Raw genomic sequence first — 11,441 nt, 5'->3', positions numbered from 1 at the left:
TTCTGACAGCAATCCGCCATCCACAAGTATCCATATTTATGTTTTTTGATTCAAAAAAATATTACAAGGACCCAATTTCTATAATCGGAAATCCCTCATGGTATTCCTTGATAATGTAAGGGTGCGTTTTGGCATACTCGTAGATTTTTTCACCGAGACCTGATTTCACGAGTTCCACAAGATTTTCACCCGGAGTTGATCCAATTGATGGGCACGTTGGCGTGAGCGCAATAACGAGTTCGCCATTTCGGTCCATGATTCTAAGCGGCCAAATACTGCAATCGAACGGCTTATCATCGCCCTTCAAAATGCAACCTTTTTGCGGATCCAAAAACGTGCAAGGAACTTCTTCTTCAGGATCGTCTGTGCGATAGTTATTTTCAAGCACTAAGCGGTCAAAGCGCACTCCCTGCACCGTTTGAGACATGCGGAACTCGCCCACCATGCCATATTCATTTTCGTGACTTAATTTCTCTGCAATTTCATGCGGAAAGAGAGGCGTTTCCCAAAGGCTCTTTCGCCTAAAGGAACAGCAAAACTTACATGCGGCACAAGAATTTTTTGAAAGAACTTTTGAAAGCATTAAACATTCCCCAGCTCATCTGTATCACGTTCAGCGACAGTCCTATCAAGAGAAACAGTCGCATGGCATTTGTCCAAAATATTGAGCGGGTAATACGAAAGTTTTGCTTTGCGGAGCCCTTCAATATTAATATCTTCTTCGCGATTGATGAGCTTTGCTCCTGTAAGCGTTTCTGCAAACATTTTATTAATAACGGCATAGCCGCCATTATCCGCATACTCGCCAATGACTTTTTCAAAATGGATATCCCAGACTCTAGGGGCAATTTCAGAAGCTATCGTCATGCCAACAGGAGCATTTTCCACATAAAGTATCGCCCCCTTCATGCCAAGAGCATCAAAATTCTTAAGCGTTTCTTCAATTGCACAAAATTCCGCCATACGAGACTTTTCATCTGTAGAGCGTTCTGCCCAAGCCGCTTCTTCGCATTCGCAAGTCGGTTCACAAGGAAACTCACCTGACATAGAATTTTGCAACCACTTTTTCTCGATTTCGAGAGCATCCGCAAAATTATCAGCAGTGATTTTACGCAACTCGTAATGTTCGTACGAGCGATTGAATTTCGAGATGTGATTCCGCTTTTTGCGATACGTATTCCCAGCAAGAGTTGCAAGACTTTCCGCAGAATAAATGTAATCGCTATCGCCACGGTCATTTACAAACTGGATGGACTTTTTAAAATAATCCAAAAGGATATGCGCACGAGTCTCATCGACTAAGCAGAATTCCAACGGACGGCCCGATTCTTTCGCATCTTGAACAATTGCGTCAAGCGCTTCACGCGGGTCATCGGCCCCAAGCGGGAACGTGTAACCGCGCCGGCTCCCCTCGCCTTGATAATAGCGAAAGAGGAATCCATTTTGCAGCGCCATCAGTGTGCCGTATTTTTTGCGCCACAAGAAAAGGCTTGCAAACGCAGCATCACTCCCGATATAACCGGATTCTGCCACAGCCCTTGCCACATTTTCTCGATCTGAAAGTTCTGGAATTCGAAATTCTAGCATACTTTCAATTTATAAAAAAATCTACTCAGCGTTCTGCTGTAAAATCTTAATTTGCTCGTCCGCCCATTCTTCAAAAGTATCATCTGCAATATGGGCTTTCACGGACTTCATCAAGTGGATGTAGAAATGCAAATTGTGAATCGCCGCAAGCGTCCAGCCAAGCGGTTCCTTTTCCTTGAACAGATGGCGCAAATACGCACGGCTGTAATTACGGCAGCAATAGCAATCGCAGTTCGGGTCAAGCGGCATATCGTGCTGGTGCGCAAACTTCGCACCCTTGTAACGGAGCACTCCTCGGCTCGTATAAACTAATCCGTCCTGTGCATTCTTCGCCGGCAAAATGCAGTCGCACATATCCACGCCGCGTTTCACAAGCTCTAGCAAATTCCACGGCGTTCCCACGCCCATCACATAACGGGCACGGTCTTCGGGCAATAAGTTTGTACAAAAGTCTGCAATTTCGTACATCGTCTCGACAGGCTCGCCTACAGAAAGCCCGCCCATTGCATAGCCATCCGGCTCAATTTCCTTGAGCGCCTCGATAGACTTCTGTCGCAATTCCTTGTGCATGCCGCCCTGCACAATGCCAAAGAAAAACTGCGGATAGCCATGAATCGGCGGATTCGTCTCCAGCCATTCCTTCGCCTCGCGCGTCCACTTGAGCGTGAGCGCAAGCGACTTCTCGGCCTCTTCAACCGTACTCGGGTACGGCGTACATTCATCGAACGCCATGATGATATCCGCACCGATTTCTCGTTGCGCATTCATCACGCTTGCCGGTGTGAACAAATGACGAGAACCGTCCAGCAAACTCTTGAACTGGACGCCTTCTTCTGTAATCTTTCGGAACTGTTTTAAACTCCACACCTGGAATCCACCGCTGTCCGTAAGCATCGGGCGGTTCCAGCTCATGAACTTTTGCACACCGCCCGCCTCAGCAATGAGTTTTGTGCCCGGTCGCAAATAGAGGTGGTACGTATTCGCCAAGATGATTTCTGCATCAAGTTCACAGATGTCGCGGCTCGTAAGCCCCTTGACCGTCGCGGCAGTGCCCACCGGCATAAAAACAGGTGTCGTCACATCGCCATGCGCGGTATGTATAACGCCAAGACGCGCCTTGGACTTTGCAGATTTCTTTAACAATTCAAAAGGATTTTCGTTCACGAAACCAAAAATACAAATCTTCTAGCCGTTACGACTTTTCAAGTTTCGGCTTTCGGTTTCGCGGGGTCAAATGGCGCACAGCGCTTTTCCCCGTATGCGTGGGCAAAACCTTCTGGCTAGCAGAAAGCGTATGCTCAATTTTGTTTTCGCCAAGAGGACGAAACTGTCCCGTTAAGAGATTGTGGTCAATGGCCATAGGAGCTCCTAATGTTTATGATGGTGATATATACTAATATAGTATTATTTTTTCCCAATCAAAGTTCCTCGCAAATTTTGCAAGCCCTAAAAGAACATTTTTTCTATATTTGTGCACGGATTGACGATTTGATGAACAAACCGCCACGGTTAATAACGAGGCACTCGATGGATCTGAAAATACTCCCTCAGCCAGACGATGTTACGTGCGGACCGACTAGCCTACACGCTGTTTACTCTTATCTTGGCTATAATATTTCCCTAAAAAAGCTCATCTCTGAAATTGAATTTTTGGAAGAAGGCGGCACGCTTGGCGTTTTCCTTGGCATCGACGCCCTCAAGCGCGGATTTAAGGCAACCATTTATTCTTACAACTTAAAGATTTTTGACCCCACGTGGAGTAAGCTCAAGATGCCCGAACTTCGCGAAAAACTGGTTGCTTTGCACAAGGCAAAACACGCCCCCAAGCTTAAAAAAGCAATTGACGCCTACATCCGATTCATTGACCTTGGCGGAACCGTCGCCACTGCAGACCTCCGCGCAAGCATGTTCGAAAGTTACTTTAAGCGCAATATTCCGGTGCTTTGCGGTCTCAGCGCCACCTACCTTTACCGTTCCCCTCGCGAATACACGAACGAAAAAGACCAGTCCGTCTTTGACGATATCCACGGCGAGCCGATGGGGCATTTCGTAGTGCTCTACGGACTCGACGAAAAGAAGCAGTTCATGGTCGCGGACCCGGATTGTACAAACCCGATGGCAAACGGCCCTTATTACAAAGTAGACAAGTTCCGTCTAATCCACAGCATTTTGCTGGGTGTCATGACGTACGATGGAAACATCCTTGTAGTGGAGAAAAAGTAATGAAAGCTCCGGCACTGATGATTACCTGCGAACATGCGAGCAACGCTGTGCCGGATTTCGTCCTGCGCGCATTCCGCGATTCCAAAATTCCCGATGACGTTCTCGCCTCCCACCGCGCTTACGACATTGGTGCATATAAAGTATTTTCAAATCTTGTAAAACGATTAAAGCCCGACTTCCATTGCTCTAGTCGGTTCTCGAGACTCGTGGTCGACATGAACCGCAGTGCGACCAACAAGACGTTCTTTTCGGAATTTACTGTTGGATTACCAAATACCGTAAAATCGCACATGATGAGTCTTTGGGAAAAGTATCGTGAGAAGATTGAAAGCTTTGTTGCAGGCATAATCCCGCCAAACGCCCGCAAAAACGAGAAAAATGCACCGAAGGAAGCTCCGCTCAAGGTCATCCACCTCGGAATCCACAGCTTTACGCCTATATTAAATGGTGTCGAGCGCGACGCCGATGTCGGGATTCTTTATGACCCGAGCCGCCCTGCCGAAGTGAAAATTGCGCAAACGCTCATCCAGAACATCCACGAACGCGCCCCGAGGCTTAAAATCCGCAAGAATTACCCGTATTTGGGCAAGTCCGATGGCCTTACGACCACGCTTCGCCAAAAGTTCGGCCCAAGTTACGCGGGACTTGAAATCGAGATTAACCAAAAGCTACTTGATTTTTAAACTTTTTTCAAAAATTGGTTGTCCGTTTTGGATAATCTTATTTAATTTTAAGCTTGGATTTTTGCCCTTCTTGCGTGTATCGCACGCCGAAGGTGTATATGATCAGAATTTTTACGAAAAAACCTAAAAACGGAGATATCCATGGCAAAAAAGATGATTGCGTGTGACGGTAACGAAGCCACCGCTAGCGTTGCATTTGCGGTTAGCGAAGTCGCTGCAATTTACCCGATTACACCGTCTAGTCCTATGGCTGAGCACGCCGACAACTGGAGTGCTGCAGGCAAGAAGAATATTTGGGGACAGGTTCCCCGCGTGTTTGAAATGCAGTCCGAAGGTGGCGCTGCCGGTACCGTTCACGGTGCTCTGCAGGCCGGTGCCCTCACCACGACCTTCACCGCATCCCAGGGTCTTCTCTTGATGATCCCGAACATGTACAAGATTGCGGGCGAACTGACCCCCACGGTCTTCCATGTGACTGCCCGTGCTCTTGCTATGCAGGGCCTTTCCATTTTCGGTGACCACTCCGACGTTATGGCTTGCCGCCAGACGGGTTTTGCAATGCTCGCCTCCAGCTGCGTCCAGGAATGCCAGGACCTCGCTCTCGTGGCCCACGCTTCTACACTCGAAAGCCGCGTTCCGTTTATGCACTTCTTTGACGGCTTCCGCACTTCTCACGAAGTGATGAAGATTGAAGCTCTCGAAGACGGCGTTATCCGTAACGTTATCGACGAAAAGTATGTGAAGGCATGCCGGCAGCGCTGCCTCACACCGGACCGCCCGACTATGCGCGGTACCGCCCAGAACCCGGACGTTTACTTCCAGGGTCGTGAAACCGTGAACCCGTTCTATGCAAAGGTTCCGGAAATTGTCCAGAAGTACATGGACAAGGTTGCTAGCTACACTGGCCGTCAGTACCACATCGTGGACTACGTCGGTGCTGCTGATGCAGAACGTGTAATCATTTCTATGGGTTCTTCGACCTGCACCATCGGTGACACCGTCAAGTACCTCAACGGGAAGGGCGAAAAGGTCGGTCTCGTCAACATCCGCCTGTACCGCCCGTTCCCGATGGAAGCCGTCGTTGCAGCCCTCCCGAAGACTGTCAAGAAGATTGCCGTTCTCGACCGCTGCAAGGAACCGGGTTCCGCTGGCGAACCGCTCTTCCAGGATGCCCTGACCGCTATTTCCGAAGCCGTGATGGCAGGCAAGATGGCTATGCCGAAGATGATCGGCGGCCGCTACGGTCTCTCTTCCAAGGAATTCACGCCGGCTATGGTCAAGGCCATCTACGACGAACTCGCCAAGGCCGACCCGAAGGCACGCTTCACCGTCGGTATCAACGACGACGTGTGCCACACGAGCCTCACCATCGACCCGAACTTCAAGCTTGAAAGCGACTTCTTCCAGGCCATGTTCTTCGGTCTCGGTTCCGACGGTACCGTGGGTGCCAACAAGAACTCCATCAAGATTATCGGTAACGAAACCGACAACTACGCCCAGGGCTACTTCGTTTACGACTCCAAGAAGTCCGGTTCCATGACCACCTCTCACCTCCGCTTCGGTAAGAGCATCATCGACGCCCCGTACCTCATTGGCGAAAACGAAGCTGACTTTGTCGCTTGCCACCATACTCCGCACCTCGAATCTGTCGACATGCTCAAGTATGCCAAGGACGGCGCAACGTTCCTCGTGAACACCCCGCACTCCGCTGACACCGTTTGGGATACCTTCCCGCGTCCGGTTCAGGAAGCCATTATCAAGAAGCACCTCAAGGTGTTCGTCATCGACGCTTATGCTGTTGCTGCTAAGACCGGCATGGGCCGTCGCATCAACACTGTGATGCAGACCTGCTTCTTCTCTAAGCTCGGTAACGTTCTCGATGCAGAAACTGCTATCAAGTACATCAAGAAGTACGCCGAAAAGACCTACGCCAAGAAGGGTATGGAAGTCGTCCAGAAGAACTGGGACGCTATCGATGCTTCTCTTGCTAACCTCTTCGAAGTCAAGGTTCCGTCCGCTGTCACCAGCACGAAGGAATTCCGCGCTCCGATCCACGGCAACGCTCCGAAGTTCGTGAACGAAGTCACTGCCGAAATCATCAAGGGCAACGGCGAACAGCTCCCGGTCTCCAAGATGCCTTGCGACGGTGTGTTCCCGACCGGTACCACCAAGTACGAAAAGCGCGACCTCGCCCTCAACATCCCGTCCTGGAATCCGGACGCATGCGTGCAGTGCGGCAAGTGCGCCATGGTCTGCCCGCATGCAGCCATCCGTATGAAGGTTGTGGACGAATCCGCCGTGAAGAACGCTCCGGAAGGCTTCAAGTACACCCCGGCCAAGGGCTTCAAGCTCGAAGGTTCCGACAAGCCGGTATTTGCAATTTCCGTGTCCAGCTACGACTGTACGGGTTGCGGCGTTTGTACGCAGGCCTGTATCGGTAAGGACAAGACCGACACCACCAAGAAGGCAATCAACATGGTGCCGCAGGAACCGATCAAGGTTCAGGAAGGCAAGTGCTGGGACTTCTTCGTCGACCTCCCGGAATTCGACCGTACCAAGGTCAACAAGAACCTCGTCAAGCAGGCCATGCTCCTCGAACCGTTGTTCGAATTCTCCGGCTCCTGCGCAGGCTGCGGAGAAACCGCTTACGTGCGTCTCGTTTCTCAGTTGTTCGGTGACCGCATGGTTGTCGCGAACGCTACGGGTTGCTCCTCCATTTACGGCGGTAACCTCCCGACCACTCCGTGGGCAAAGAACAAGGAAGGCCGCGGTCCGGCTTGGGCAAACAGCTTGTTCGAAGACAACGCTGAATTCGGTCTCGGTATGCGCCTCGCTATCACGAAGCATGCCAAGCAGGCTTTGAGCCTCCTCGAAGCCGTGAACGTTCCTGCAGAACTCAAGGAAAAGCTCACGACCCAGAAGCAGGACGATGAAGCCGGCATCAAGGCCCAGCGTGAAAACGTCGCCGCCCTGAAGGCAGCCCTCGCCGGTGCTACCGACGATGCATCCGTCAGCCTCCGCGACGAATTCGCCGACTACCTCGTGAAGAAGTCCGTGTGGATCTTCGGTGGTGACGGTTGGGCATACGACATCGGTTACGGTGGTCTCGACCACGTCATGGCAACTGGTGAAAACGTGAACATCTGCGTCCTTGATACCGAAGTGTACTCCAACACCGGTGGACAGGCCTCCAAGGCCACGAACCGTGGCGCAGTCGCCCTCTTCGCCGCCGCTGGTAAGCGCGCTGGCAAGAAGGACCTCGGCCTTATCGCCATGAGCTACAAGAATGTGTACGTGGGCCGTATCGCCCTCGGTGCAAACGACGCTCAGGCCCTGAAGGTTCTCCAGGAAGCAGAAGCTCACAATGGTCCGTCTTTGATCATCTGCTACTGCCCCTGCATCAACCACGGTTTCGATCTCAACAGCCAGCTTCAGCACCAGAAGATGGCCGTGGATTCCGGTTACTGGACACTGTTGCGCTACAATCCGGCTCTCGCCGCTGAAGGAAAGGCTCCGCTTATCCTCGACTCCAAGAAGCCGACAATCCCGGTTGCGGAATACATCTACACCGAAAACCGCTTCAAGGCCCTCACCCGCACCAATCCGGAAGTCGCCAAGGCTCTCGCCGACGACCTCCAGAAGGAAGTCGATGCTCGCTACGCGTTCTATGACGCCATGAGCAAGGATACGGAAGGCCTGATTAGCCTCTAATCAGTGCTGACGGCATCAAAAAAAAGGCTCTCGTTCAGAAAGAACGGGGCCTTTTTTATTTAGAAGCGGGCGTCCCTCTGCCAAGCGAAGGATCCGGTTAAGTCTACAACTTCAACAAAATGAGCGACAAGAGAAATCTTGCCGCTCGTTTTTCCTTTGTATAGAATTTTTATTAATTTTTTTGATAAATTCTAATAGAACAGGACAACTACAAGATCCTCTCATTCAATACGGGAATGCGTTCTGCCAATAAAGCACCTACCGACCACAGTATCATCGGCTGGGGCAAATACATCATGGAAGAATGGGTGGCACGCACAGGCAGATCCGGCTATTTCCAGGCTTGCGCAAACATTGACGAAAGACTAAAAATCAGTATAGAGGCCGAAAAAAAATCTTCTACAATTCCATCTCACATGTTCTTATGGGACATACTCCGCCAAACACCTTGGTGGGGTATGTTTTTTTTAACAAAAAATCAAAAATTTAAGGTTTTTTGCAAAAAAAAAAGTATTTTATGGACGGCTATTACATAATTAAATTTACAGAGGAATTTCATGAGCTGGTCTTACTCAAGAGAGCATCAAAAGAATATTCTTTGCATGATCATGGCAGGTGGACAAGGGAGCCGTCTACAGCCCCTCACCCGCGACCGTGCAAAACCCGCCGTCCACTTTGGCGGAACCTACCGCATCATCGACTTCGTCCTTAACAACTTCATCAACTCCGGCATTTTCAAAATCAAGGTCTTGACGCAGTTCAAGAGCGATTCGCTGAACAAGCATATTTCTGCAGCCTGGAGCCTGAACGCAAGTTTGGACCAGTACGTGGACCTCGTGCCCGCCCAGATGCGCACTGGCGATGAATGGTATCGCGGTACTGCCGACGCCATTTTCCAGAACATCAACTTGATTACCGACGAACGTCCGGACCTCGTGGCGATTTTCGGTGGCGACCACATTTACAAGATGGACATCAACCAGATGATTGATTTCCACTTGAGCCGTGCGGCCCTCCTCACGATTGCTGCTATTCCGGTGCCGGTTGAAGAGGCTCGCGAATTTGGCATTATCGAAATTGACGCGGATAACCGCATGATCGGTTTCGAAGAAAAGCCGAAGGAACCGAAGCAGATGCCGAACCGTCCGGGCTGGTGCCTCGCTAGCATGGGTAACTACCTCTTCACGAGCAAGTTCCTCGTTCGCGAACTCTTGAAGGGCGCAAACGACGGTGCTACGGACTTTGGCAAGCACATCATTCCGCGCTTGTACAAGGAATACCCGGTGTATGTCTACGACTTCAACACAAACATCGTGCGTGGCGAAAAGGCATCGACCAAGGGTTACTGGCGCGACGTGGGTACGCTTGACGCCTTCTTCGAAGCAAACATGGACCTTTGCTCCGAAAATCCGCCGTTCGACCTTTACAACAACTACTGGCCGATTCGTACTTACAACTGGAACCAGCCACCTGCACGTTTCTTTGCGGGCGACAACGAAAGCCATCAGGGTGCAGCCGTTGATTCCATCGTTTCTGCGGGTTGCATTATCGGTGGCGGTACGGTTGTGAAGAGCATTCTCTCGCCGGGTGTCACCATCCAGAAGGATGCTCTCGTCGAAGAATCTATCCTCTTCCCGAACGTGACGATTGGCCCGGGTGCCAAGGTGCGCCGCGCTATCGTTGAAAAGGGCTTGCATATTCCAGCCGGTTTCCAGATTGGTTACGACCTGGAACGCGACAAGCAGCTTTTCCACGTGACCGAATCCGGCATCGTCGTCCTCGCCAAGGATACTATAATTAAAGCCTAATGCCTGGCTACGTCATCCTGGAGCCGAAGGCGATAGGATCCAACATTTCTAGAATGCCCGCCATAGCGCGGGCATTTTTAATGTTTTTTTGCCTTATACTGTATTTGGCCAGCCAAAGCAATGCGGATTTACATATCTGCAGCAGCTTCAAGATTCTTTAGTGTGTAATAAAACACTCGCTTTTTGACACTTACGTACTTTTGGTGCTTTTTATAAGCTGTTGGTACGTAAATTTCGACTTTTTCGAGCGAAAATAAAGGGAAAAGCCCCATTTTCATTTGCAAAAAGCCTTTTTTGCACTAATATCAGCCGCTTGTAGCCATATTTTACATACTAAACCCCTTTGTTACGACTCTCAAGTACGTAACGCACAAATTAACTATTTTGCCATTACGTACTTACATAGTCTTTTTTATGCTTTGAATACGTAATTTTGCGTTTTCCATGCTTCAAAATGCCCGCCACACCCCTATTAAAAGGCTAGCCACGCCCCTTTTTTACGGAAAACATCAAAAAATCCTACATTTTAAATAGGTTTTACAAGACCCTCCCCAAATGCTCCATAAATTTCTAAATTAGCGCGCATGAACGAAGAACAAAGCGCTAAATTCTCTCAGAAGTTACAAGATATTGCTAAGGCTCCCAAGTACCGAGGGGCGATTTTCCAGATTGAAGCCGACGAAAAGGGACTCGCCCTCGTCGATGTGAAGGAAGCGAGTCTCAAGGTCTATTTGATGATTGACCCGGAATGCGACAAGATTCTGGAAACGCGATTCTTTACGTACGGCGGGCCGCTCTTTACCGCCCTTGCCGATTCGTTCTGCCGCAAGATTCAGATGGCTACGGTCGATGACGCCTGCAAGATTACCGCCGAAAGCCTCGAAGAAGAACTGCGCGACACGCCGGACGTCCGAGCCATCCCGGAGGATGCCGTAGAAATAAAGCAGATGAACACGCTCATCTCGAAAATTCTGCTCGTCTACCCCGAAAAGAAAGCTACAGCAATTATCGTCCGCGAGAAGATGGAACGCATCAAGTACCGCACGCAGACCGCCGAAGGCCGTGCCGAAGCCGACGCCGAATGGAATGCTCTCACCAAGGCACAAAAGATTGAAAAAATTGAACAGTGGCTGCACCAGACCGTCCGCGGAACGCTCCAAGGCGACGGTGGCGACATCCAGATTCTAGACCTCACTGACGATAACCGCTTGCAAATCCGTTACCAGGGCGCATGCGCCGGTTGCGGCAGCGCTATGGGCGGAACGCTCTTCTACATCGAAGACGAACTTAAGAACAACGTATATTACAACCTTATCGTTGAACCCGAAGACCCGCTGGCGAACCTCCCGCAGAACCCGAATTTGCCGGGAATGGACGACAACAACCCGCCTGCTAGTTTGTTCTAATTTTGGTCAATGGTCATTAGTCA

General features: G+C 50.3%; 9 protein-coding genes. 6 read left to right on the top strand and 3 right to left on the bottom strand.

The features are described from left to right. Window positions 1-61: 61 nt before the first annotated feature. Genes B3A20_RS04120 through tgt form a run of 3 tightly spaced genes read right to left on the bottom strand, consistent with a single transcriptional unit; the run spans window position 62 to window position 2,751 of the window. On the bottom strand, window positions 62-583 hold the full coding sequence (locus tag B3A20_RS04120; protein WP_290762188.1) for a hypothetical protein: 522 nt from the start codon (window positions 581-583) through the stop codon (window positions 62-64). Further along, window positions 583-1,587: a DUF2156 domain-containing protein gene (locus tag B3A20_RS04115; RefSeq protein ID WP_290762185.1), complete on the bottom strand. Its 1,005-nt coding sequence runs from the start codon at window positions 1,585-1,587 to the stop codon at window positions 583-585. Before B3A20_RS04115 ends, B3A20_RS04120 begins: the two co-directional genes overlap by 1 nt. A 21-nt stretch (window positions 1,588-1,608) precedes the next feature. Next, the gene (tgt, locus tag B3A20_RS04110; RefSeq protein ID WP_290762182.1) at window positions 1,609-2,751 is read right to left on the bottom strand and encodes a tRNA guanosine(34) transglycosylase Tgt; all 1,143 of its coding nucleotides are present in this window, start codon (window positions 2,749-2,751) and stop codon (window positions 1,609-1,611) included. 363 nt (window positions 2,752-3,114) lie between these two features. On the opposite strand from tgt, the gene B3A20_RS04105 reads away from it, so the two are divergent. The 6 genes from B3A20_RS04105 (at window position 3,115) to B3A20_RS04080 (ending at window position 11,418) form a co-directional block, all read left to right on the top strand. Next, on the top strand, window positions 3,115-3,810 hold the full coding sequence (locus tag B3A20_RS04105) for a peptidase-C39 like family protein (RefSeq protein WP_290762179.1): 696 nt from the start codon (window positions 3,115-3,117) through the stop codon (window positions 3,808-3,810). Further along, the gene (locus B3A20_RS04100; protein ID WP_290762176.1) at window positions 3,810-4,493 is read left to right on the top strand and encodes an N-formylglutamate amidohydrolase; all 684 of its coding nucleotides are present in this window, start codon (window positions 3,810-3,812) and stop codon (window positions 4,491-4,493) included. Before B3A20_RS04105 ends, B3A20_RS04100 begins: the two co-directional genes overlap by 1 nt. Before the next feature lie 141 nt (window positions 4,494-4,634). Further along, complete coding sequence (gene nifJ / locus B3A20_RS04095) at window positions 4,635-8,204, top strand: pyruvate:ferredoxin (flavodoxin) oxidoreductase (RefSeq protein ID WP_290762172.1); 3,570 nt, start codon at window positions 4,635-4,637, stop codon at window positions 8,202-8,204. 236 nt (window positions 8,205-8,440) lie between these two features. After that, window positions 8,441-8,740 (top strand): hypothetical protein, encoded by a 300-nt coding sequence (locus B3A20_RS04090; RefSeq protein ID WP_290762169.1) that lies wholly within the window; start codon window positions 8,441-8,443, stop codon window positions 8,738-8,740. Window positions 8,741-8,761: 21 nt separating this feature from the next. Then, entirely contained in the window at window positions 8,762-10,012 is a 1,251-nt protein-coding gene (gene glgC / locus B3A20_RS04085; protein ID WP_014544985.1) for a glucose-1-phosphate adenylyltransferase, read from the top strand. Between the two features lie 584 nt (window positions 10,013-10,596). Continuing rightward, window positions 10,597-11,418 carry a NifU family protein gene (locus B3A20_RS04080; protein WP_290762165.1) on the top strand — a complete coding sequence of 274 codons (822 nt, stop codon included), beginning with the start codon at window positions 10,597-10,599 and terminating at the stop codon, window positions 11,416-11,418. The last annotated feature ends 23 nt before the right edge of the window (window positions 11,419-11,441 follow it).

This window comes from Fibrobacter sp. UBA4297 (genome assembly GCF_002394865.1).
Classification (GTDB): domain Bacteria; phylum Fibrobacterota; class Fibrobacteria; order Fibrobacterales; family Fibrobacteraceae; genus Fibrobacter.
Note: the sequence above shows the minus strand (reverse complement) of the source record. Positions and strands in the feature narration are given on the sequence as shown.